We start from the raw sequence: 23,683 nt of genomic DNA on the forward strand, positions 1-23,683 counted from the left end.
GCCCTGCGCTAGGGCGCGACCCGTTCGCCGAGATGGCGGATTGCCGCCTCGGTTCCGCCCTTGCCGTGCGGAATCCCGAGGGCGACGAGGGCCGCCTCGACCGAGGCCAGCGTACCGAGCATCATCGGCCCGTTGACATGGCCCATATGGGCGATCCGGAAGGCCCGGTCGCCGAGCGCGCCGAGCCCGATGCCGAGGACGACGCCGAACTTCTCGCGAAGATAGTCGAGCAGCAGGCGCGGCCCGCGCGAGTCCTTCATGATGACCGGGGTCACCGACGGCGAACGCTCGGCCGGAACCAGGATATTGAACTCGAAGTCGCCGCCCTCGGCCCAGCGCTCGACGGCCGCGTGGGTCGCGCCGGCGAGCAGGCGGTGCCGCTCGAACGCCACCTCGAGACCCTCGGCGAACAGCATGTCGAGCGCCTGGCGGAGCGCGAACAGCAGATGTTCCGGCGGTGTGCCGCAATATTTCTCGTAATGACGCTCGCCCTCGCGCGCCGTCCAGTCCCAGTAATGGGTCCGCAGGTCCGCGGTCTCGTGAACCTTGCGCGCCCGCTTGCTGGTGCCGACGAATCCCAGGCCGGGCGGCGACATCAGCCCCTTCTGGGAGCCGGCGACGGCGACATCGACGCCCCAGCCGTCCATGTCGAACGGCATGGTGCCGAGCGAGGCGATGGTATCGACAAGATAGAGCGCCGGGTGGCCGGCCGCCGCGATCGCCCGTCCGATCGCCGGGATATCGTTCAGGACCCCCGAGGCGGTATCGACCTGGACAACCAGAACGGCCTTGATCTCGTGCGCCGCATCGGCCCGAAGCCGCGCCTCGACCGCGTCCGGATCGACCGCCCGGCGCCAGTCGCCGGGCAGCACTTCGACCGCGAGGCCGAGCCGGCTCGCCGTCTCGCCCCAGCCGATGGCGAAACGGCCACTTTCAAGGACCAGCACCTTGTCGCCCCGCGACAGCGTGTTGGTCAGCGCCGCCTCCCACGCGCCATGGCCGTTGGCGATGTAGATATAGCTCCGGCCCGACGTGCCGAAGATTCGCCGGAGATCCGCGTGGCAGCGGTCGGTGATCTCGATCAGCGGCCCGGAATAGATGTCGATCGCCGGGCGATGCATCGCCCGCAGCACCTCGTCGGGCACCGTGGTCGGTCCCGGAATGGCCAGAAACTCCCGGCCGGCTCGCACGCTCATGACCTAGCCTCTTCGATGATCCCCGTTGTCCGGGTCCGACAGGGCGCCCGACCCGTTTCCCCTTCTTCCCCTTCATCCGTCCCCTGACGAGCCTTCCGTGTTGCCGGCCGGTCGTCCGCGATGTCGAGCAGGGGCCGCGTCACACGGGTGAGACCGGGGCGATTTCCGGGGCTGCCGAACGGGTGCGGGATACCCGCGTCCTCGACAAGGCCGGGAGTGGCCAAGCAGTCGGTGATCCTGTTCATTCCCGCCCCCTCCCGAAGGCCCGGCCGGGTCTCCGCCCGATCCGCGTCAACAACTAGCGCCAAGCCGCCTGCCGGGCAACGCGGCAGGTGCCGCGGCGAAGCCTTTTGCGCGCCCCGCAAAGACCGGCGCTCAGGCGCCCAGCCCGAACAGATCGCCGGCCCGCGCGACCAGGTGTCGGCCGATCGGGATCGCCGAGGTCGCCGCCGGCGAGGGCGCGTTGCAGACATGCAGCGACCGCGCGGTCTCGCGGATCAGGAAATCGTGGATCATCGTGCCGTCGGCGGCGACCGCCTGGGCCCGGACGCCGGCCGGATAGGGCTGCAGGTCGTCCAGTTCGAGCGACGGGCAATAGCGCCGGCAGAGCGCCAGGTAGCGTCGGCGCGACAGCGAGCTCCACATCTCGTTGCAGGCCGGCCCGAGGTTGCGCCCGATCAGCCGCCAGAAGCCGCCGAAGCGCGCCATCGCGGCCAGGTCACGGGCGGAGACGTCGCCGAAGCGGTAGCCCTCCCGCGCGAAGGCGAGCACCGCGTTCGGCCCGACCGTGACATAGCCCCCGATCATCCGCGTCAGGTGGACGCCGAGGAAAGGCAGCGCCGGATCAGGTATCGGATAGATCAGGTGCGAGACGATGCCGTCGAGGTGGGACGGCAGGCGGAAATATTCGCCGCGGAACGGGACGATGCTGAAATCCGCGGCGATCCCGCAGAACCGCGCCAGCCGGTCGGCCATCAGCCCGCCGCAGGCAACCAGGTGGCGCGCCGTCAGATGTTCCCCGACGCCGTTCGCGGCGGCCAGCTCGACGCGGACATCGTTGGCGCTCTCGGAAATCCCGACGACCTCGACACCGGTCCGCACCTCGCCGCCCAGGCGCGCGATTTCTTCCGCCATCCTGCGCGCGATCGCCGGATAGTCGGCGATTCCCGTGGTCGGCACGCGAATGGCGCCGACCCCCTCGATGTTGGGTTCCAGCGCCCGGAGCGCCGCCCGGTCGAGCAGGGTCGCGTCGAGGCCGTTCTCCAGGCAGCGTGCATGCAGCGCGATCATGCGCTCGCGCTCGTCCTCGCCGGTGGCGACAAGCAGCTTGCCGCATTGCTCGAAGGCGATGCCGTGCTCGCGAGAAAAGGCGATGGTCGCCTCCACCCCTTCCTTGCAGAAGCGCGCCTTCAGGCTGCCCGGCTGGTAATAGACCCCGGCATGGATGACGCCGCTGTTGTGGCCGCTCTGGTGACGGGCGACCTCGGTTTCCTTCTCCAGCACGGTGACGGCGAGGCCGGGATGGGCCTTCAGAAGCTGCCATGCGGTCGACAGGCCGACGATGCCGCCGCCGATAACGATCAGATCCGATGCCATAGAACAATTCGCCCGTCCGCCAATCCGGCCCTGTGTCCGGAGCGTCCTTCAATAATCGGGATCGACCCGAATGCAAGCCTCACGAGGCCGCCTCCTCCAGCAGCCAGTCGCGAAATGCCACCAGCCGGAGATCGTTTGCCCGCGCCTCCGGATAGACGAACTGGAAAGGCCGGTCGGAATGGCGGATGACATCGAAGAGCCGCACCAACCGTCCGCTTTCGAGCTCGGGCCGAACCAGTCCCCCGATGCCGATGGCGATGCCGAGACCCTCGATCGCCGCCTGGAGCGCCAGGTTGAGGCTTTCGAAGCGCAATCCCCTCTGCCCGTCGATCCCGCCGACGCCGGCGGCGGCCAGCCAGCGCGGCCAGTCGTCGGGGCGCGGGGCATCGTGCAGCAGGGTATGGCGGGCCAGGTCGGCCGGCACGCGGATCGACCGCGCCAGTTCCGGCCGACAGACCGGGAACAGTTCAACCGGCAGCACCCGGTGGCTGACGAAGCCCTTGAGCGGCACCTCGGGGCGGACCACCATCGCCGCGTCATAGTCGGCATTGCGGAAATCGAACGGCCCCATCGAGGTGGTGAGCCGCACGTCGATCTCCGGATGACGGTCGTAGAAACGCCCCCAGCGCGGGATGAACCAGCGGATCGCGAAGGTCGGGTAGGCGCCGATCGAGAGCGCCGATGCCACCCCGCCCTGCCGCAGGCGGTCGGCGGCGGCGGCGATATGCTCGAGCGACGGGGCGATATCGTCGAGGAAGCGCCGTCCCGCCTCGGTCAGTTCGACCCGCTTGTGATGGCGGCGGAACAGCGCGGTGCCAAGCTGCTCCTCCAGCGCCCGGATCTGCCGGCTGATCGCCCCGGCGGTCAGGTTCAGTTCGGCCGCCGCCTTCGAAAAACTCAAGCTGCGCCCGGCGACCGTGAAAGCCTGGAGCGCCGCACTGGCTGGAAGCCGTCGCATGAGCGCCCTCCCCTGGTTGCGATTCGTTCAACCATAACCCGACAATTCATCGTTTGCGAGCGGCCGCCATGCGGGCGAGAATCGGCGGCAACAGGTTGTCACGCGGGGAGCAATGGAAATGACCGTTCAGGAAAAGATCGCGGCCGCGCCCAAACCGACCGGTTCGGACTGGCTGGCGCCCGATTGCCACGGCGAGAACTTCTTCGAGATCGACGGCAGCCTGCAATCCTTGCTCGGCCATTACCTGCCTGACGATCTGCGCCGCCACATGACGCCGCTCTACCATCGTCTGGGCGAAATTGCCGGTACCCGTCTCGACGAACTGGCGCGGACCTGCGACCGCCATGTGCCGGTCCTCCATCACCGCGACGCCATGGGCCGCAATCGCGACTGGATCGAGTTTCACCCCGCCTATCGCGAGATGGAGAAGATCGGCTTCGGCGATTTCGGCATTCACTGCATGTCGAACCGGGCCGGCGTCCATGGCTGGCCGACGAAGGTCCCGCCGGTCGGGAAATACATCTTCCAGTATCTTTTCGCGCAGGCGGAATTCGGCCTGCTCTGCCCGCTGTCGGTGAGCGAGACCAGCGCGCTGTTAATCGACCGCTATGCCGACGATGCACTGAAGGCGAAATACCTGCCGCGCATGCAGAGCCAGGACATGACAGAGCTCATGACCGGCGCCCAGTTCATGACCGAGAAGGCCGGCGGCTCCGATGTCGGCAACAGCGAACTGACGGCCCGCCTTGAGGACGGCGTCTGGCGGCTCTATGGCGACAAGTGGTTCTGTTCCTGCGCCGATGCCGATGTCGGCCTGCTGCTGGCCCGGCCGGAAGGCGCGCCTGGCGGCAGCGGCGGCCTGTCGCTCTTCCTGCTGCCCAAGACCCTCGACGACGGCAGCCGCAACCGCTACCGGATCGTCCGCCTAAAAGACAAGCTCGGGACCCGCTCGATGGCGTCCGGCGAAATCATCTTCGAGGGCGCCGTCGCCCATCCGATCAGCAGCGCCGGGCCGCATCCGAACAACGGCCTGAAGCTGATGCTTGACCAGGTCAACATGTCGCGGCTCTCGCATGGCGTCCGCGCGGCCGGCATGATGCGCCGCTGCCTCAACGAGTCGCTCGCCGTGGCTCGGAACCGCGTCGCCTTCGGCGGCCGGCTGATCGACAAGCCGCTGATGCGGCGGTCGCTGATGAAACTGATGGTGCCGACCGAACAGGCGCTCTCCTTCTCGCTGTTCACCGCCGTCACGCTCGACCAGGCCAACCGGGGCGACCGCAAGGCGAAACAGTTGCTCCGCATCCTCACCGGGCTGCTGAAATTCCGCACCGCGCGCGACAATATCCGCGTCGCCACCGGGGCGATGGAAGTCCGCGGCGGCAACGGCTTCATCGAGGACTGGGTGAATGCCCGGCTCCTTCGCGATGCCCATGTCGGGGTGATCTGGGAGGGAACGTCCAACATCAACGCGCTGGACGTGGTGATGCGGGCAGTCGGCAAGGTCGGCGCGCACGAGGATCTGGCAACAGCCCTCGGCGACATGGCCGCCGGCGACGCCATTCCCGGCCAGTTCCAGGGCGAACTCGGCGGCCTCGTCAAGCGCGCCGTCGCCTTCGCCGGGGAAGTCGCGGCAGCGGGCGACGAAGGCCGCTCGCGGCAGGCGGCGGACGCCCTCTACAATGTCACCAGCGCGGTCCTGCTGGCCGGCGAAGGGGCTGCGTCGGGCCTGCGTGGCGGCGATGCGCGGCGCCTCCTGCTCGCCCGCATGGTGGTCGATCACCGGTTGCGCCCGGCCGATCCGCTGTCCGGCTCGGCGAGCGACACGGCGCTGATCGATGCGCTCCTCGACGAGCGGCCGGTCGACCTCGCGACCGCCCAGGGCCTCGTCGGATAGCCTTTCAGGCGCCTTCCGGCCGGGGCAACGAACCTGCCGCGCGGCGGATCAGGGGCGCGGCGAAATCGACGAAGGCGCGGATCTTGGCAGCCGCGCGACTGCCCTCCTGATGAACGAGGTGGACCGGGACCTCGCGGCTCTCGTAGCCGGCCAGCAACTCGACGAGCGCGCCCCGGGCAATCGCCGCATCGACCTGGTAGGAGAAGGCCCGGGCGATCCCGAAGCCGGCAATCGCGGCGTCGATCGCGGCACTTACCGTGTTGACCCGGAGCGTCGGCGCCGGACGGGCGACACGGCGGACGCCGCCGCGCACGAAATCCCAGTTCCCTGCCGCGCCGCTGCCGGTGGCGAGGACGATCCTGTGCCGGGCGAGATCCTTCGGCGCCTGCGGCGCGCCATGGCGGTCGAGATAGGCGGGCGCCGCCACGACAATACGGCGGAGCGTCCCGACCCGGCGCGCGACAAGCGATGAATCCGGCAGGTCGCCGATGCGGAGCGCGACGTCGAAACCCTCCTCGATCAGGTCGGCAATGCGGTCGAGAAAGACCGCCTCGGCGGTCATCGCCGGGTGACGGTCAAGGAAGTCGCAGAGGGCCGGCGCGACGAAGCGCTCGCCGAACAGCACCGGGGCGGTCACCCGGAGCCGGCCATGCGGCGCCTCGTGCAAACCGGCGGCCGACGCCTCCGCCTCGTTCAGGTCGCGCAGGATGGTCGCCGCGTCGACCCGGAAGCGCTCGCCGGCGGCGGTCAGTGCCACCCGGCGCGTGGTCCGCACGAAAAGCGCCGTCGCCAGGCGCGCCTCCAGCGCCGATATCGTCCGCGTCACCGCAGGCGGCGACATGCCGAGCCGTCGGGCGGCGGCGCTGAACGCGCCCTCCTCCGCCACGGCGAGAAAGGTCGAAAGTTCCCGGAATCGATCCATTATTCCTCCAGATGGAATAATTTCTTTCGATCTTCCATTATTCCGGCGATGCATGAAAGAGACTATCTTCCCGGTAACGTCGACCATCCTCGAACGGGGAGACCTGCAATGACCCGCGCCTTTACCGAGATCGCCTTCACGCCGACCGTGCTCGCGGAGCAGGAGCGCCAGGGCTCGGCCCGCGCCTATCGGGCAATCATGGCCCCGGGCGCGGAACCGGCCGACCGGCTCGGCCTTGCCGAGGCCCGTTTCGTTGCCGCCAGGGACGGCTTCTACCAGGCGACGGTGTCCGAGACCGGCTGGCCCTACGTGCAGTTTCGCGGCGGACCGGTCGGGTTTCTCAAGGTGGTCGACGAGAAGACCCTCGCTTACGCCGATTTCCGTGGCAACCGGCAGTATCTGAGCGTCGGCAACCTGAAGGCCGATGACCGGGTGGCGCTTTTCCTGATGGATTACCCGAACCGCCGACGGCTGAAGATCTGGGGCCGGGCGCGACTCATCGACCTGGCCGACAACCCGGACCTGGTGGCCAGCCTGCACGATCCCGCCTACGAGGCCCGGCCCGAACGCGCGGTGGTGATAACCGTCGCCGCCTTCGACTGGAACTGCCAGAAGCATATCCCGTCGCGGCTGACCCTCGACGAACTGGAATTCCACCTGTCGCCGATCCGGGACGAGCTGAACACCCTTCGCGCGGAGAACGCGGCGCTCAAGGAACGGCTGGCGGCAACGGCCTGAAAGCCCCGTCAGCGGCGCTGCACTTCGTCGAGCCGGAGCGCGTAGAGCCCGCCCGCCGTGGCCATCGCCGCGAAAAGCCAGATCACGGTCCGCGCGCCGGCCAGTTCCGCGATCACCCCGAACCCGCCGCCGATGGCGAGCAGCAGTCCGATCGCGGTATTGGACAACGCCGTGTAGGCGGCGCGCTTCGCGTCCGGCGCCATGTCGACCACATGCGTCGAGCGGCCGATCCGGACCCCGTGATGGGCGATCATCAGGATGAACAGGAAGATCGGGTAGACCGATCCGGCGAGCCCGCTACTGGCGGTGAACCCGTCGAAGAGCGCGACCCCGGCAAGCGCCGACGCGGCGACGAACCCGGCGGTGGCGAGCACCTTGCGGCTCGAAGTATCGGAGAATCGGCCCCAGGCATAGGTGCTGACGACCGCCGCGAGACCGGCCGCGACGACGAACAGTCCGAGACGGCCGAATTCCCGGGCCTCGCCACCGCCTGACAGCGACAGCAGGTAGGGCGGCGCGAGCGCCGTCGCCATCAGGAGCCCGCGCGCAATGATGAAATCGCGCAGTTCCGGAGCCTCGCGAAGCAGCGCGATCTGGCGGAACGGGCTGGGCCGCTCGTCACCCTCGGGCTCGGTCGCCTCCTCCCGGAGGCCGGCGAACAGGATCCCCGCCAGCAGCCAGAATCCGGCCGCGACGAAAAGCGCGCCACCGACCACCGCGAGCGTCCGGTCGAGCAGGCCGAAACTGAGCAGCGTGCCGTAGACCAGCACCAGCGCCGCGGCGACCGTGTTGGCCGTGCCCGTCGCCGTGCCGCGCGTCGCCCGCGCGACGGTGCGGCCGAGCACGTCCTTGTAGGCGACCGAGCAGACGCTGCGGGCCAGCGAGAAGAGCGCCAGCAGCAGGACCACGGTCCAGCCGGCGACCACGCCGTCCAGCGTCAGTACCGCGACAGCCATCCCGGCGACCATCAACCCCTGGACGATGCTGCCGCCACTCCACAGCCATTTTCGCACCCGCAGGCGGTGCATGAAGGCGCTGACGGCGAGTTGCGGCAACAGCGCGCCGGCCTCGCGAACCGGGACCAGGAAGCCGATCAGGTAGGCCGGTGCGCCGAGCGCGTTCAGGAGCCAGGGCAGCACGAGCTTCGGATCGGCAAGGCCATCACCGGCCTTGGTCGCGGCCAGCGCGGCCACGTGGATCAGGAAGTTCCGCGGCTGCGCCTCGCGGATCCCGGGCGACAGTTCGTTGAGCGCGGTCTCGTTCTGGTCGCCGGTCAGGCGGTCGTAGGCGGCCTCGGCCAGACGTCCGCTCATGCCGGCCCGCCGATGGCGGCTGCGGCATGGAAGCCGGCCAGCGCCGAGGCCCCGGTGAGACAGCTCCCCCAGGCCAGGTCGACGGCGGAGAGCCGCCAGGGCCAGCCTTTCAGGGTCGCGAGATTGGTCAGGTTGTAGGCGCCGTACGCGACCAGCCCGAGCAGCAAGCCCCGGCCGAGCACCGCCACGGCGCTACCCGTCTCAAGCGCTGGCAATACGGCAAAGACGACGATGCCGACGACATGGACGAGATAGAACAGGAAGGCGACGCCAAGACGCGGCCGCGGCCGCAGCATATCGCCGAGCCCGGTGACATAGAAGCGCCGGGCGACGATGCCGAGCCACAACAGGTCAAGGACGAGGAACGCGGCCAGCGCCGCGCCGTAGGCAACGAACGGCTGCATCGCCAGGGCCTCAGAAGGCGTCGTCATAGGCGCGCGCTCCGATCTCGCAGGCAACCAGCGTGAAGCCGTCGCGGCGAAAGCCGGCGGCCAGTTCCCGTTCCAGCGTCGCCACGTCGGTTGCCCGGCAGCCATGGCCTCCCATCGCGGCCGCCACGGCGGCTAAATCCGTCGCCCCGAAATCGACGCCGACATTGCGCCGGCTCGCGCCGCGCTGTTTCAGTTCGATCAGCGCCAGCGACGCATCCACCATGACCAGGACGACCAGCGACAGCTCGAGATCGCGAAGCGTGGCAAGCTCGCCCAGCACCATCTCGAGCCCGGCATCGCCCATGACCGCCAGGACCGGCCGGTCCGGTGCCGCCAGCTTGTGGCCGATCGCGAGCGGAAGCGCGCAGCCCATCGTGCAGAGCGCGGTCGATTGCAGCAGGGTCCGTTCGGCGTAACAGGTCCACATCTGGCTCAGCAGGATGCGGTGGGCGCCGCTGTCGGCGGTCACCACGGTGTCCCGGGGAACGGCCCGCCGGGCCGCGGCGAAGGCCGCATGCGGCCCCCAGGCGGGCCTGTCGGCGAACAGGCCGTGCAGCCGGGCACGGGCCTGCGCCGGCGCCCGCTCCGGCCAGGTCTCGCCGCCCGGCTCAAGGCCGGCGCCGATGGCGGCGATGCCCCGTCCGACATCGCCGACGAACGAGAGCGCGGCGCCGTGCATGCCGTGCCGGTTCGGAACATGGGTGAATTCGATGGCTTTCGCCGGGTCCCAGGGATCACGCCAGCCGATGCGCATCTCGATCGGGTCGTAGCCGGCCAGCAGGATCAGGTCGGCGGCCTCCAGCAGCGGCATCACCTCGCGGTCCGAACGGGGCGACAGGCCGTGCCCGCCGAGCGCAAGCTCGTGATCCTCGGGCAGGATGCCCTTGGCCTTGTAGGTCGTGAGCAGCGGCATCCGGAACCGCTCGACGAGCGCGCGGATCTCGATCCCCGCGTCGTGATGCAGCGCGCCCATGCCGGCGATCATCAGGGGCCGCACCGCGTTCGCCAGCATTGCCCGGGCCTGGTCCAGCGCCGCCCCGCCGGCCGGCGCCATCGGCGGTTCCATCGGCACCGCGACCCGGCCCGGCTCGCGCTGGTCGTGGCCGGCGAGTCCGATCGGGACATCGACATGGACAGGCCCCGGCGGATCGGCGAGCGCGATCGCCACCGCCCGGTCGATCAGCAGGTCGGCGGCCCCGTCGACCATCGACAGGCTGGCCTTGGTGATCGGCCGCATCAGCGCCTGATGGTCGAAGACCTGGTGCGTATAGGATGCGGCTTCGACCGCATCCACCGCGCCGGACAGCACGATCAGCGGCACCTGGTCCTGCCAGCCGTTGGCGACCGCGTTGACCCCGTTGGCAAGGCCCGGGCCGATGGTGGCAAGCAGGATGCCCGGAGCACCGGTCGCGTGGAAGCTGCCCTCCGCCATGAAGGCGGCCGAATTCTCGTGCTTGCAGAGGGTGAAGGCGATGCCGGCATCGTCGAGCGCCTGCATCATCGCCAGGACCTCGCCGCCGGGAATGCCGAAGGCATGGCGGCAGCCGGCGGCATGGAGCCGCCGGGCGATCAGCGTCGCGACGTCAGGCAACGCCGCGGTCCCGGCCACTGCCGTCCGCGGCGGCAAGACGGAGATGCCCGTCGCGGGTCTGCGGCAGCTTCATGCCGAGGATCGAACCGGCGACCTGGGTGCGCAGGATCTGGGCCGTGCCCCCGCCGATGGTGAACATGCGGACATCGCGGGCCATCCGCTCGAGCGGGCGGTTCCGGGAATAGCCGGCGGCGCCGTGAACCTGCAGCGCGTCGTTGACTACCTTGAAGGCGGTTTCGGCGGCGAAGATCTTCGCCTGCGCCGCCTCGCGCATGTCGGGAAAGCCGGTGCCGGCACCGGCCGCCGCCTTGTAGATCAGCGACTGGGCGGCGGCGAGGCCGATCGACATGTCGGCCAGCATCCATTGCAGGCCCTGGAACTCGGCGATCGGGCGGCCGAACTGATGGCGTTCCTTCGCATAGGCAAGGGCGATCTCGTAGGCGCCCTGGGCGATCCCGAGGGCGACCGTGCCGGCGCCGACGCGCTGGGCATTGTAGGCGTTCATCAGGCCGGCAAAGCCGCGTTTCAGCCCCTCCGGCGGGATCAGCGCCATGGCCGCCGGGATCTCCAGGTCCTCGAACAGGATCTCGGTTTCGGGAATGCCGCGCAGACCCATCGCGGGTTCGCGCCGGCCGATCTTCAGCCCCTCGTCCTCGCCGCGCACGGCGATGAAGCCGCCGATGCCCTGGTCCTGCCCGTCCTCGATCACGCGCGCGAAGATCAGGTGCAGGCGCGAGACGCCGCCGCCGGTGATCCAGTGCTTGCGGCCGTTCAGGACATAGCGGTCGCCACGCTTCACCGCGGTCGTCGTCATCTCGGTGGCGGCCGATCCAGCGTCCGGTTCGGTGATGCAGATCGCCGGCTTGTCGCCGTCGAGCACCAGCGCCGCGGCGCGGCGCTTCTGCGCCTCGGTGCCGAACTTCATGATCGCGCCGATTGCCCCCATGTTGCCCTCGACGACGATCCGGCCGGTCACACCGCAGACCTGCGCCATCTCCTCGATCACCAGCACGACATCGAGATAGGACAGCCCCTGCCCGCCGTATTCGGCCGGGATCGTCATCCCCATGAAGCCCGCCTCGGTGAGCCTCGCCACGTTGTCCCACGGATACTCCTCCGTGCGGTCGACTTCCGCCGCCCGGCCCAGGATCTCGCCCCGGGCCAGCGCCCGCGCACGCGACTGCAGCCGCTGCTGTGCCTCGTCCAGTCCGTACATCGGAATTCCTTCCAGTTGCCCAACCCGGGACCGTCGAACCACGGCAGGCCCGGCGTCGTTCTATCCTCGACCGCGACGGCGCGGGCCGCAAGCCCGCTCGACAGCCCGTCGCCGGCGCAATAGATAGGTGTCCAGACTTCTTGCAAGGGAGCGCCATCATGGCAAAGGAGAAAGTCGCGATCGTGACCGCCGGTGGCAGCGGCATGGGAGCCGACTGCGCGCGCAAACTTTCCGAGGACGGCTACAAGGTCGCCATACTCTCCTCCACCGCCAAGGCGAAGGCGCTCGCCACCGATCTCGGCGGCATCGCGGTGGTCGGCTCGAACCAGTCGAACGAAGACCTCGGCGCACTCGTCGAGGCGACGATGAACGCCTGGGGCCGGATCGACGTCGTCGTCAACAGCGCCGGCCACGGGCCGAAGGGGGCGATCCTCGAGATCAGCGACGAGGACTGGCAGCTCGGCATGGACACCTACCTGCTCAATGTCGTCCGTATCGCCCGCCTGGCGACACCGGTGATGAAGAAGCAGGGCGGCGGCGCCTTCGTCAACATCTCGACCTATGCGACCTTCGAGCCGGAGCCCGATTTCCCGACTTCCGGCGTGTTCCGGGCGGGCCTCGCGGCCTTCACCAAGCTCTTCACCGACCGCTACGCGGCCGACGGCATCCGCATGAACAACGTGCTGCCGGGCTTCGTCGACAGCCTGCCCGAGAAGGATGCGCGCCGGGAACGGATCCCGATGGGCCGCTATGGCAAGGTGCGTGAGGTCGCCGAACTGGTCGCCTTCCTCGCCTCCCCGAAGGCGTCATACATCACCGGGCAAAATATCCGCATCGACGGCGGACTGACCCGCTCGGTCTGAGCCGGCCGCGACGGCGCCTTCAACGGCCGGCGCTTGTCGGCGCTAAACGGGCGGTGTAAACCGGATCCGATTTCTCGGCCGCGCCCGCACCGGCCCAAGCAACGAAACGATGGTATGCCGAAAAAAGACACCTGGCCGCGCCGCCAGCAATTGCTCGCGGTCATTCGCCAGCAGGGCTATGCCACCAACGAGGATCTGGCCCGCCAGTTCGGCGTCACCGTCCAGACGATCCGCCGTGATCTCAACAAGCTGGCCGACGCCGGCCGGGTCGCCCGCCATCACGGCGGCGCGGCGGCGTCCTCGTCGATCGAGAACATCGATTATTCCGAACGCCAGGTCCTGAACCCGGCGGAGAAGGGCCTGATCGCCCGCGAGGCCGCGGCCGAGATCCCCAACCGCTCGTCGCTGTTCATCAATATCGGGACCACGACCGAGGCCTTCGCCCATGCGCTGGTCAACCACCAGGACCTGCGGATCATCACCAACAACCTGAATGTCGCGGCGATCCTTTCGAAGGAGACCGATTTCCGAATCATCATGGTCGGCGGCAATCTCAGGAACCGGGACGGCGGCGTGGTCGGCCAGGCGTCCTGCGAGATGATCGAGCGCTTCCGCGTCGATTTCGGGATCATCGGGATCAGCGGCATCGACGAGGACGGCACCCTGCTCGATTTCGACTATGACGAGGTCCGGGCGGCGCAGACGATCCTGCGCAACTCACGCAAGACCTTCCTGCTCGCCGATCACAGCAAGTTCTCGCGCCGGCCGATGGTCAAGATGGGCTCGCTGAAGGAAATCGCCGCGCTGTTCACCGACCGCAGGCCGCCCAAGGCGCTCGGCGAACTGCTCGAGCAATGGGGTACCCGCGTCCATATCGCCGCGCCCTGAGCCGGGTCAGGCCGTCTCGATCGCCTTGAGGCCCAGTTCCTCGATCATCGCGTCGCGCATCAGGAACTTCTGCGCCTTGCCGGTCACCGTCATCGGCAGTTCGTCCCGGAAGCGGACGTAACGCGGGACCTTGTAGTGGGCGATCTGGCCCTGGCAGAAGTCGCGGATCTCCTCCTCGCTCGACGTCTGGCCCGGCTGAAGGACGATCCAGGCGCAGAGCTCCTCGCCGTAACGCTCGCTCGGCACGCCGAAGACCTGGGCCTGCTGCACCTTCGGATGGCGATAGAGGAACTCCTCGACCTCGCGCGGATAGATGTTCTCCCCGCCCCGGATCACCATGTCCTTCACCCGGCCGACGATGTTGCAATAGCCCTCGGCATCGAGGGTCGCGAGATCGCCGGTATGCATCCAGCCGCCGGCGTCGATCGCCTCGGCCGTCCGCTCGGCATCGTTGTAATAGCCGCGCATCACCGAATAGCCGCGCGTGCAGAGTTCACCCTGCTCGCCGACCGGCACCACCTGCCCCTCCCCGTCGACGATCTTGACCTCGACATGGGGATGAATGCGGCCGACCGTCGCGACCCGTTTCTCGAGCGGATCGTCGACGTCCGACTGGAAAGAAACCGGGCTCGTCTCGGTCATCCCGTAGGCGATCGTCACCTCGCTCATATGCATGTCGGCGACGACCCGCTTCATCACCTCCACCGGGCAGGGCGAGCCCGCCATGATGCCGGTCCTGAGCGAGCCGAGCTGGAACTTCCGGAAGTCAGGGTGATCCAGCATCGCGACGAACATGGTCGGCACGCCGTAAAGCCCGGTGCAACGTTCGGCCTCGATGGCGGCAAGCGTCGGCCCCGGCTCGAAACCCTCGCCCGGGAAGATCATCGCCGCGCCCTTGCTGACGCAGCCGAGCGTGCCCATCACCATGCCGAAGCAGTGATAGAGCGGCACCGGGATGGCGAGCCGGTCGACCTCGGTGAAGCCGATCGCCCGGGTCACGAAATGGGCGTTGTTGACGATGTTGTAGTGGGTCAGCGTCGCACCCTTGGGCGAGCCGGTGGTGCCCGAGGTGAACTGGATGTTGATCGGCTCGTCCGGATCGAGGGCGGCCGAGATGCCGGGCAGCCTGAGTTTCTGCGCCGGTCCGCCGAGCCGCATCAGATCGCCGAAGGCGAGCATGCCCGGCGTCGGCTCCGAACCCATCCGGACGACGATGCGGAGCGCGGGCAGCTTCGCCGCGCGGAGCTTGCCCGGCTTGCAGTCGGCCAGTTCCGGCGCCAGTGTCTGCACCATGCCGACATAGTCCGAGGTCTTGAACCGGTCGGCGGTAACGAGCGCCTTGCAGCCCACCTTGTTGAGCACGTATTCGAGCTCCGACAGGCGGTAGGCCGGATTGATGTTGACCAGCACGAGCCCGATCTGCGCGGTCGCGAACTGGGTGAGCAGCCATTCCTTCCGGTTTGGCGACCAGATCCCGATGCGGTCGCCCTTCTCCAGCCCGAGGGCGAGCAGGCCGGCGGCGAGGTCGTCGACCTCGCGGTCGAGATCGTAATAGCTCAGCCGCTCGCCTGTCGCGCTGAAGACGGCCGCGTCGCGCGGCCCGAAGCGGGCCACGGTCGCCGCCATCATTTCCGGGATCGTCTCGCGCCGGAGCGGTTCCGAGCGGTCGCCGGAGACATAGGACTTGCCGTCGAGCGGCCGGATGCAGGCGCCGGCCACGGGCGCGCCGCCGCGCGCCGCATCGCGCAGGCTGACGGACAGCCGCCCGCCGCGCGGTTCAGACAGTTTCGACATCCGTCACCTCCCTCGCCGCCGCCGGCGAGCCCAGGCCCGCCGTGCCGCAGGCGCTACATCGCCCGCCAGTCGCCCAGTTGCTCGAAGGCGTGCGCGGCCCGATAGATCGTCATCTCGTCGTAATTCTTGCCCACCAGCATCATGCCGACCGGCAGGCCCTCGCTCATGCCGCAAGGCAACGACATGGCCGGAAAGCCCGAACTGTTGAAGGGCGCGGTGTTGCCGACCATCTCGAACGCCCGCTGCACGTAGAGCGCGAGCGCCGCGTCTGGCGGCGGGATCTCCTGCGCCTTCATCGGCAGCGTCGGCAACAGCAGGAGATCGTAGGCGCGGAACGCCTCCTTGTAGCGCAGCGTGGCCCGGCGCATCAGGTTCTGCGCCTTGCCGTAGAAGCGGCCGCGATAGCGGGTCTGGAAATACTCGCCGAGGAACATGCAGGTCTTCAGGCTCGAGGAAAGCTCGTCGGCCCGGTTTTCCCAGTTGGCGAAATGGTCGACCATGCTCGGCAGGAACAGGCCGCGATGGTTGGTGCCCGACGTATTGCCGTGCATCATCATGTCCTGGAGGCCCTCGACCGTGATCGCGGTCCAGTAGTCAGGCACCAGAAGATGATCGGGGATCGAGATTTCCTCGACCCGGGCGCCGAGTTCGCGGTAGCGCTCGGCCGCGGCGCGAACCTTCTCGTCGACGTCCGCCTCGCTTTCCGGCCGGCCGAAGCCCTCGCGCAGGATGCCGATCCGGAGCCCCTGCACGCCCTTGCCGAGCGCCTCCGTGTAGCGATAGGTGCGCGGCTTGTATTGCCGGGGATCGAGGCCGTCCTCGCCGGCCAGGACCTCGAGCAGCAGCGCGTTGTCGGCGACATTGGCGGTCAGCGGGCCGACATGGTCGATCGTCTGCTCGACCGGCATCACGCCGGTATAGGGCACGAGGCCGTGCGTCGGCTTCATCCCGTAAGTCCCGCAATTGCTCGACGGAATGCGGATCGAGCCGCCCTGGTCGCCGGCGATCGCCATGTCCACCTCCCCGGTCGCGACGAGCACCGCCGAACCGCTCGACGAGCCGCCGGCCATGTAGCCGTGCTTGTAGGGATTGTGGACCGGACCGGTGGCGTTGGTGTGACTGCCGCCGGACAGGCAGAGGTATTCGCAATGGGACTTGCCGACGATGGTCGCGCCGGCATCGAGCATGCGGGTGACGATGGTGGCGTCGATCTCCGGCACGTAGCCTTCCATGATCGAGGAGCCGTTCATCATCGGCACGCCGGCCAGGCAGACGGTATCCTTGAGGACGATCCGCTTGCCGCGCAGCGGGCCGTCCGCCGCGCCCTTGATGTCGGTCTTGTAGTACCAGGCGTTGAGCGGATTCTCGCTGGCGTCCGGCCGGTAGCCGGGGGAACGGGGATATTTCACCTCCGGCAGGAAGTCGGGCGCCGCGGCAAGCCGGTCGTAGGCCTCCATGTAGGGCTCCATGACCGCGAGGTATTCCGCGAGATCGCTGTCACTCATCGACAGCCGGAGCCGTTCGCTCATCTCGCGCATCTGGCCGAGGGTCGGTCGTTTCACGCTCATTGTCGTCGCCTTCGCTGTCGCCGGGCTGAAGGTTGAAGAGGTCGCGGGCCGCGCGCCGGCCGGCACCGCGGATCGGGATGGCGGCGGGGCCGGGCGCAACGGCATCCGTTCCGCCTCGGGCAACCGGGCGCCCGGGTCCCGTCGCTCGCCGGACGGGTGACGGAGCGGCGCGTCGAAGACCGCCGCCGCCGGGGCGCCTGCCGGTTGCGTCGCCGCGGCGGGCGACGCTTTCGGCGGTGTCCGCGCTACAGTCATCCGCCCGGTCGTCCGCGCCGCGCCGAAGCCGAGAAACTCCTCGACCCGGCCCTTCTGCTGCAGGTCGGCGCCGGAAATCTCGGCGGTGATCCGGCCCCGCTCGAGCACCAGGACGCGGTCGGCAAGCGCATGGATGAACTCGAAATTCTGCTCGACCAGCAGGATCGAGAGCCCGCGATCAGCCTGCAGGCCCGTCAGGGTCTGCTCCATTTCCTCGATGATCGACGGCTGGATCCCCTCCGTCGGCTCGTCCAGCAGCAGAAGCCAGGGATCGCCCATCATCGCGCGGGCCAGCGCCAGCAGCTGCTGCTCACCGCCGGACAGCGCGCCGCCCTCCCGATCGATCAGGCGGCGGACCTGGGGAAAACTGTCCAGCACGCGCTCGATCGTCGCATTCTCGTCGTCGCCGCCGACCTCCTGGAAGGCCATCCGCAGGTTGTCGCGAACGCTGAGCTTCGGGAACACGCCGCGACCCTGGGGCACATAACCGAGGCCGCGCCGGGCGCGCTCATGCGCCGAAAGCTTGCCGATGTCCTGGCCGTCGAAGCGGATGGATCCGCTCTTCGCCGGCAGCAGGCCGATGATCGTCTTCAGCAGGGTCGACTTGCCCATGCCGTTATGGCCGAGCACACCCACGATCTCGCCCGACCCGACCGCCAGGTCGATGCCGTGCAGGACCGGAATGCGCCCGTAGCCGCCATGCAGGCCCTTGACCTCGAGAAGTTCGGTCGCCGTGTTCACGATCGGCACCTCATGCCTTCTTGCCGAGATAGACGTCGCGCACCCGCCGGTCGGCGAGCACCCGGTCGACCTGGTCGTCGACCAGCACCGCGCCCTGGTAGAAGACCGTCACCCGGTCGGCGATGGCGCGGATGAACTGCATGTCATGCTCGACGATGATCAGCGCGGCGTGGCGGTTGATGTCGCGGATGATCGCCGACATCCGTTCGACTTCCTCCGCCGTCATGCCGGCCGCCGGCTCGTCGAGCAGCACCAGCCAGGGTTTCGCGGCCAGCACCGTCGCCAGCTCGACCCGCTGGCGCTCGCCGTGGGCCAGACGATCGACGGTCCGTTCGGCGATGTCGCCGAGATCGAAGCGTTCGATCATCTCCTCCACGGCGAGCCGGGCCTCGGGCGCCGAATGCACCCGCTGGGCCGAGATCCAGACATTCTCGGCGACCGTCAGCCCGTCCATGACGCTCGGCACCTGGGTCTTGATGCCGACGCCGAGCCGCGCGATGCGATGCGGATCGAAGCCGGTCGTGGTCTCGCCACGGATCATCACCTCGCCCTCGGTCGGGCGCAGAAGACCGGTCAGGCATTTGAAGAAGGTGCTCTTGCCGGCCCCGTTCGGCCCGATCAGGCAGCGCAGTTCGCCGGCGCGGAGCTGGAAGTCGACATTGTCGACCGCGGTGACGCCACCGAAGCGCATCGACAGGCCCTGGGTCTCGACGACGATCTGGCTCATGACGCGTTGTCCTGGCGCCGGGCCGGGCGTCGCGAGCGGCGCCGGCGGCGGCCGAAGGTCCGGAAGAACAGGTCGCGGATGGTCGGCACGATGCCGCGCGGCAGGAGCAGCACGACGAGCACGAGGATCAGGCCGAGCACGATCGAATTGTCGACCATCGACTGCTGGCCAAGGAGGAATTTCAGGTAGCCGAGCGCCACCGCGCCGAAGATCGGTCCGGCCAGCGTGCCGAGGCCGCCGACGATGCACCAGATGATGATCTCGGCAGACTGGCCGAGGCTGAACAGGCCGGGCGTGACGATCTCCGCCCAGCTCGCATAGAGCGTGCCGGCGAGCCCGGCGATCGCCCCGCCGACGGCGAACAGCAGGGTCTTCCGCGCCCGAACGTCATAGCCGAGAAGCTCGGCGCGCAGCTCGTTCTCGCGGATGCCGACGGAGACCCGGCCGAACGGACTGGCGAGCAGCCAGCGGACCAGCCCGTAGACCAGCAGGAGCGCCACCGCGCAGACGATGTAGAGCCGGTCGTCGTAGAGATAATCGTCGGGGCTGCCCGGCACGTTCAGGGTCTGGTAGCCCGGGATCCCGTTGAATCCGCCCAACCGGGCATCGCCGATGACATGGGCGGAGCCCGCCGTGGCATTCATGAACTTGAAGAAGATCAGCGTCACCACGAGCGTGATCACGCCGAGATAGACGTCCGAGAGCCGGCCGTAGAACATCATCGCGCCGAGGACCAGCGCGAACAGCGCCGGCACCACGATGCCGAGGATGAAGGGCACGCTGCTCTCGCCGATATTGACCGCGGCGATGGCGTAGCTGTAGGCACCGAGACCGTAGAACGCCGCCTGGCCGAAGCAGAGGATGCCGCCGAAGCCCCAGACGAGGCCGAGGCTGAGCCCCAGCATCCCGTAGATCACCAGCACGGTGAGCGTGTAATACTGCATCACGAACGGCAGCAGGATCAGCGCCACCGCGCCGATCGCCATCGCCCGCCAGATCGACAGAGCCTCGCCCGGGCGCATCAGAGACGGCCCTTCAGGAAGCGCCCGGTGATCCCCTGCGGCAGCAGGCGGAGCAGGATCACCGCGGCGATCAGCAGCGCCACCTCGCCGACCACGGGGGTCGCGGCGAAGGTGAAGATCTGGGCGACCACGCCGAGCAGACCGGCGCTCGACATCAGCCCGGCGATGATCGACGGCCCGCCGACGATCACGGTGATGAAGGCCTTGGCGATATAGGCGCCGCCGCTCGACGGCACGAGACCGACCAGCGGCGCCAGGATGCCGCCCGCCAGCCCGGCGAGCGCCGATCCGGCGACGAAGGTCACCATGTAGATGCGCGACGTGTTATGGCCGATCGCCGAGGCGATGTCCGATCGCTGCATCGTGCCGCGCGCGACCAGGCCGACACGTGTCCAGCGCAGCACGGCGAAGACCGCGAGCAGAAGGATCACCGCGACGACGATAATGAAGAAGTTGTAGCCGTTGATCTGGTAGGCGCCGATCGTGAGGCCCGAGATCGGCGTCGAGATGCCGGTCGTCGTGTTACCGAAGATCATCGTCACCAGGCCGATGAAGAGCAGGCTGAGCCCCCATGTCGCCAGCATCGTGTCGACCAGCCGGCCGTAGAGATGGCGGATCACCAGCCTTTCGACGACGAGGCCGATCAGCCCGACGACGATCGGCGCGACGATGATCATCGCGACATAGACGTTGATGCCGAGATTGACCGCGACGATGGTCGCGTAACCGCCCATCATCATGAACTCGCCATGCGCGAGATTGATCACCCGCATCATGCCGAAGACCACCGCAAGCCCGGCGCCGATCAGCACCAGGCTGGCCACCGCATAGAGAATTTCGACAAGAATGACGGCCGCGAGATCCATCGGGCTCCTCGCGCTTGGGGCTGTCGAAGGGGTTGCGGGGACGGCCGTGGCCGCCCCCGCACCCGGCTCAGATCTTGATTTCGTACTGCTGGTTGTCGTCCGGATTGGCCTGGAGGTCGCAGACCGCCTGTGTATCGAGCGGCGGGCGCTGCGAGAAATCCTCGAGAACCTTCATCTTCTGGTCCTGGAATTCCATCAGATGCACGTCCAGCGTCGCATGATGGGTCTTCGGATCGATGGTCACCTTGCCGCCCGGCCCCTCGATGGACAGGTCGGCCTCCAGCGCCTCGATCACCGGCATGCGGTCCTGCGTCCCCGCCTTCTTGACCGCCTCGGCCCACAGCCAGACGCCCTGGTAGGTCGAGACCGCGAGTTCGTGGATGTCGTCGGTGTTGCCGAATTTCTCCGCCCACTTCTTCAGGAAGGCCTGGTTGGTCGGGCTCGCCAGCTCGTGCGAGTAGTTGTAGGCGACGCGGATGCCGTTGCCTTCCTCCGGTGTCAGCACCTTGTGTTCGTTGCCGACGCCGATCGTGGTGGAGGCCATCGGGATCTTCTTGTTGAGGCCGGCCGCCGCCCACTGGCGGTAGAAGGACAGATGCGCACCGCCGACCAGGGCGGAGACGATCAGGTCGGGCGCCGCGCTCTGGATCTTGGCGATGGTCGAGCCGAAATCGGCGACATCGAGCGGGAAGAAGTCGGTCGAGACTACCTCGCCGCCGGCTTCCTGCGCATACTTGGTCACCCACTTGGCGGTGATCTGGCCGTAATTGTAGTCGGCCGCGAGGATATAGACCTTCTTGCCCCAGTCCTTCACGACGTTCGGGATCAGCACCGCGGCCTGCTGTGCCGGGGTGACGCCGGTGATGAAGATGTTCCGGTCGCAGACCCCGCCCTCGTACTGGACGTTATAGAAATAGAGCGTCTTGCTCTTGCGGAGCGTCGGCCGGATCGCCTCGCGCGAGGCCGACAGGATGCCGCCATGGACGACGTCGACCTTGTCCTGGCGGGCAAGCTGCTGGCCGTACTGCGTATAGAGCGCCATGTCCGACTGGGTGTCGTAGGAGACGAGCTCGATCTTCTCGCCGTTCAGGCCGCCGGCGGCGTTGATCTCCGCCACGGCGAGCTCGGTCGCCTTCTGCATCGGCTTACCGTAGGCGTCGAAGATGCCGGAGGTGTCGAGGATCGAGCCGAGCTTGATCATCTCGGCGGCATGCGCCGGAACCCAGGGTACGAGGCTGGTCGTCGTGGCAAGGGCAGCCGCCCCCGCCAGCAGGTCGCGTCGGGTCAGGTTCATCAGTTGTCCTCCGTTTTCTGGTTGGGGGCGCCGCCCGAGACCGTGCCGCGCTGCGCCGACCGGCTGGCGCTCTCCTGAACCCGGCCGGCCAGATTGACATCCATGTCGAGACCGATCTCCTCGCCGATCCGACGCATCGCCGGAAGCTGCACCGCCATGCCGAGGATCGACTGCAGGGCCTGGTCGAAGGGTCCGCTGATCCCCTCGCCCGCACCCGAACCGCCGCCGCCGCCGCCGTTGCCGCCGAGGCCCGCGATCTGGTTGATGCGGATCGACTTGATCTTCTCGACCGGCTTCATCATCTGCGTGGCGATCTCGGGCAGCCGGTCGAGCCGGTGCATGTCGAGCTTCATGCGGATGACCGGCTCGCTGAGCCCGTTCTCGGCCTGGATCAGCGCCGACTTCCCTTCCGATTCGGCCAACATGCGGGCGCGCTCGGCGCCGGCCCGAAGCTCGGTCGCATTCGCTTCCGCCTGCGCCATCGCGACCAGGTTGTCGACCTGGGTCTTGATCCGCGACTTCTCGACCTCGGAGGCCTCGCGCGCCTTCATCAGGGCGATCTCGCGGGAACGTTCGGCGGCGGCCTGGTCCTTCTGGGTCTGGACATGTTCCTGGGCCAGCACGACCTCGGCCCGCGCCTTCTCCGATTCCGCCGCCGCGCGGGTCTCGTCCGCCTTCTTGGCGGCGAGCCGGATCGCGCTGTCGATCTCGGCGAACTCGACCGCGTGCAGGGCCTCGATCTCCTGTTCGCGCAGGCTGCGGTCGCGGGCGATCTCGGCCTGTTTCAGGGCCGCCTCGCGCGCGATTTTCGCCGCCTCGATCCTGCGGTCGGCGTCGCTCCGGCTCTGCGCGATCCCGGCATCGCTCTCGGCCTCGCGCTCCTGCAGCGCCTGGCGCTGGGCGATCTCCGACTCGCGATGCTGCTGTTCCAGCGAGATGCGGCGCTGCGCCTGCTCGAGCTGGGTCTCGCGAACGACGATATCGGCCTCGGCCTCGATCCGCGCGCGCGCCTTGCGGTTGTCGGAGACGATCTCGGCAAGCTTCCGCATGCCGACCGCGTTGAAGACGTTGTTCTCGTCGAGCGCCGCGAACGGCGTCTGGTCGAGATGGACCAGCGACGCGGCATCGAGCTTCAGCCCGCTCTCGCCGAGATTCTCGGCAAGGAGGGCCGCGACCGCGTTGACGAAGGCGGCCCTTCCCTGGTGCAGCGCCTCCATGGTGCGCTCGGCGGCGACCGCCTGCATGGCGTTGATCAGCTTGCCCTCGATCAGGCGCTGCAACTCGCCGCCACGCAGGGAACGCGCGCCGAAGGCCTGGGCGGCGGTGGCGATGCCCTCGGCCGTCGGGATCACGCGGACATGGAATTCCATCTCGACGTCAAGCCGCAGGCGATCCTCGGTGATCAGCGACTGGCGCCCGGCCCGGGCGATGTCGAGGCGCTGCGTGTTCATCGCGATCACATCCACCTTGTGGAGGATCGGGAGCGCCAGGCAACCGCCGTCGATGACCACCAGGCGCCCGCCGGCGCCGGTCCGGATCAGCGCCGTGTCACGTCCGCTCTTGACGTAGAAGCGATTGAGAAAAAGCACCGCCAGGACGATGGCGACGATCAGGCCGAGAACGAGCAAAAGCCAGAGCACGGTGTCCTCCCCCCTCCGCATCCGGGGCCATGCACGGCCGGACGCAATCGGATCAACGCCGAGATCTACGCATCATTTATTTTCTATTTCAAGTGTTTTATTTTCCGTTTCAACATTTCTGCGAACCCGGCCGAAAGCCACGGAAAGGCTGGCGAGACTCCCGGTCGACG

19 protein-coding genes are annotated in these 23,683 nt (G+C 68.2%); 4 read left to right on the forward strand and 15 right to left on the reverse strand.

Going from position 1 to position 23,683, the window contains the following annotated elements:
* Positions 1-8: 8 nt before the first annotated feature.
* The 3 genes from OCH7691_RS13225 to gcvA form a co-directional block, all read right to left on the reverse strand.
* Positions 9-1,196, reverse strand: a complete 1,188-nt coding sequence (locus OCH7691_RS13225) for a pyridoxal-phosphate-dependent aminotransferase family protein (protein WP_085884001.1) — start codon at positions 1,194-1,196, stop codon at positions 9-11.
* Between the two features lie 375 nt (positions 1,197-1,571).
* Positions 1,572-2,792 carry an L-2-hydroxyglutarate dehydrogenase gene (gene lhgD, locus OCH7691_RS13230; RefSeq protein WP_085884002.1) on the reverse strand — a complete coding sequence of 407 codons (1,221 nt, stop codon included), beginning with the start codon at positions 2,790-2,792 and terminating at the stop codon, positions 1,572-1,574.
* Between the two features lie 79 nt (positions 2,793-2,871).
* A complete protein-coding gene (gene gcvA / locus OCH7691_RS13235) occupies positions 2,872-3,750 on the reverse strand; it encodes a transcriptional regulator GcvA (RefSeq protein WP_085884003.1) in 879 nt (292 codons plus the stop codon).
* A 112-nt stretch (positions 3,751-3,862) separates the two neighbouring features.
* Here gcvA and OCH7691_RS13240 point away from each other — a divergent pair, with 112 nt between their 5' ends.
* The gene (locus OCH7691_RS13240; RefSeq protein WP_370853114.1) at positions 3,863-5,644 is read left to right on the forward strand and encodes an acyl-CoA dehydrogenase family protein; all 1,782 of its coding nucleotides are present in this window, start codon (positions 3,863-3,865) and stop codon (positions 5,642-5,644) included.
* A gap of 4 nt (positions 5,645-5,648) precedes the next feature.
* Here OCH7691_RS13240 and OCH7691_RS13245 read toward each other — a convergent pair whose 3' ends face one another.
* Entirely contained in the window at positions 5,649-6,566 is a 918-nt protein-coding gene (locus tag OCH7691_RS13245; protein WP_085884004.1) for a LysR family transcriptional regulator, read from the reverse strand.
* 108 nt (positions 6,567-6,674) lie between these two features.
* Here OCH7691_RS13245 and OCH7691_RS13250 point away from each other — a divergent pair, with 108 nt between their 5' ends.
* Positions 6,675-7,304: a pyridoxamine 5'-phosphate oxidase family protein gene (locus OCH7691_RS13250; RefSeq protein WP_085884005.1), complete on the forward strand. Its 630-nt coding sequence runs from the start codon at positions 6,675-6,677 to the stop codon at positions 7,302-7,304.
* 8 nt (positions 7,305-7,312) lie between these two features.
* Here OCH7691_RS13250 and OCH7691_RS13255 read toward each other — a convergent pair whose 3' ends face one another.
* Genes OCH7691_RS13255 through acdA form a run of 4 tightly spaced genes read right to left on the reverse strand, consistent with a single transcriptional unit; the run spans position 7,313 to position 11,855 of the window.
* The gene (locus OCH7691_RS13255) at positions 7,313-8,617 is read right to left on the reverse strand and encodes an MFS transporter (RefSeq protein WP_085884006.1); all 1,305 of its coding nucleotides are present in this window, start codon (positions 8,615-8,617) and stop codon (positions 7,313-7,315) included.
* Positions 8,614-9,048 (reverse strand): DUF2177 family protein, encoded by a 435-nt coding sequence (locus tag OCH7691_RS13260; protein ID WP_217807974.1) that lies wholly within the window; start codon positions 9,046-9,048, stop codon positions 8,614-8,616. Before OCH7691_RS13260 ends, OCH7691_RS13255 begins: the two co-directional genes overlap by 4 nt.
* Positions 9,032-10,639, reverse strand: coding sequence for a thiamine pyrophosphate-binding protein (locus OCH7691_RS13265; protein WP_085884469.1), 1,608 nt, complete (start codon positions 10,637-10,639; stop codon positions 9,032-9,034). Before OCH7691_RS13265 ends, OCH7691_RS13260 begins: the two co-directional genes overlap by 17 nt.
* The gene (acdA, locus tag OCH7691_RS13270) at positions 10,632-11,855 is read right to left on the reverse strand and encodes a 3-sulfinopropanoyl-CoA desulfinase (protein ID WP_085884007.1); all 1,224 of its coding nucleotides are present in this window, start codon (positions 11,853-11,855) and stop codon (positions 10,632-10,634) included. Before acdA ends, OCH7691_RS13265 begins: the two co-directional genes overlap by 8 nt.
* Positions 11,856-12,013: 158 nt before the next feature.
* Here acdA and OCH7691_RS13275 point away from each other — a divergent pair, with 158 nt between their 5' ends.
* On the forward strand, positions 12,014-12,718 hold the full coding sequence (locus OCH7691_RS13275) for an SDR family oxidoreductase (RefSeq protein WP_085884008.1): 705 nt from the start codon (positions 12,014-12,016) through the stop codon (positions 12,716-12,718).
* A gap of 114 nt (positions 12,719-12,832) precedes the next feature.
* Entirely contained in the window at positions 12,833-13,606 is a 774-nt protein-coding gene (locus tag OCH7691_RS13280; protein ID WP_085884009.1) for a DeoR/GlpR family DNA-binding transcription regulator, read from the forward strand.
* A 6-nt stretch (positions 13,607-13,612) separates the two neighbouring features.
* Here the strand turns inward: OCH7691_RS13280 and OCH7691_RS13285 are convergent, their stop codons facing one another.
* The 7 genes from OCH7691_RS13285 to OCH7691_RS13315 all read right to left on the reverse strand — a co-directional run bounded on the left by OCH7691_RS13285 (position 13,613) and on the right by OCH7691_RS13315 (position 23,513).
* Positions 13,613-15,400 carry an AMP-binding protein gene (locus OCH7691_RS13285; protein ID WP_085884010.1) on the reverse strand — a complete coding sequence of 596 codons (1,788 nt, stop codon included), beginning with the start codon at positions 15,398-15,400 and terminating at the stop codon, positions 13,613-13,615.
* Positions 15,401-15,453: 53 nt separating this feature from the next.
* Positions 15,454-17,967, reverse strand: a complete 2,514-nt coding sequence (locus OCH7691_RS13290; RefSeq protein WP_085884470.1) for an amidase — start codon at positions 17,965-17,967, stop codon at positions 15,454-15,456.
* A gap of 7 nt (positions 17,968-17,974) precedes the next feature.
* Positions 17,975-18,691: an ABC transporter ATP-binding protein gene (locus OCH7691_RS13295; protein ID WP_085884011.1), complete on the reverse strand. Its 717-nt coding sequence runs from the start codon at positions 18,689-18,691 to the stop codon at positions 17,975-17,977.
* Positions 18,688-19,713: a branched-chain amino acid ABC transporter permease gene (locus OCH7691_RS13300; protein WP_085884012.1), complete on the reverse strand. Its 1,026-nt coding sequence runs from the start codon at positions 19,711-19,713 to the stop codon at positions 18,688-18,690. Before OCH7691_RS13300 ends, OCH7691_RS13295 begins: the two co-directional genes overlap by 4 nt.
* The gene (locus OCH7691_RS13305) at positions 19,713-20,579 is read right to left on the reverse strand and encodes an ABC transporter permease subunit (RefSeq protein ID WP_085884013.1); all 867 of its coding nucleotides are present in this window, start codon (positions 20,577-20,579) and stop codon (positions 19,713-19,715) included. Before OCH7691_RS13305 ends, OCH7691_RS13300 begins: the two co-directional genes overlap by 1 nt.
* A gap of 67 nt (positions 20,580-20,646) precedes the next feature.
* Positions 20,647-21,873, reverse strand: coding sequence for an urea ABC transporter substrate-binding protein (locus OCH7691_RS13310; RefSeq protein ID WP_085884014.1), 1,227 nt, complete (start codon positions 21,871-21,873; stop codon positions 20,647-20,649).
* Positions 21,873-23,513 carry a flotillin family protein gene (locus OCH7691_RS13315; protein WP_176245050.1) on the reverse strand — a complete coding sequence of 547 codons (1,641 nt, stop codon included), beginning with the start codon at positions 23,511-23,513 and terminating at the stop codon, positions 21,873-21,875. Before OCH7691_RS13315 ends, OCH7691_RS13310 begins: the two co-directional genes overlap by 1 nt.
* Positions 23,514-23,683: the final 170 nt, after the last annotated feature.

The organism is Oceanibacterium hippocampi (assembly GCF_900172325.1).
Classification (GTDB): Bacteria; Pseudomonadota; Alphaproteobacteria; order Sneathiellales; family Sneathiellaceae; genus Oceanibacterium; species Oceanibacterium hippocampi.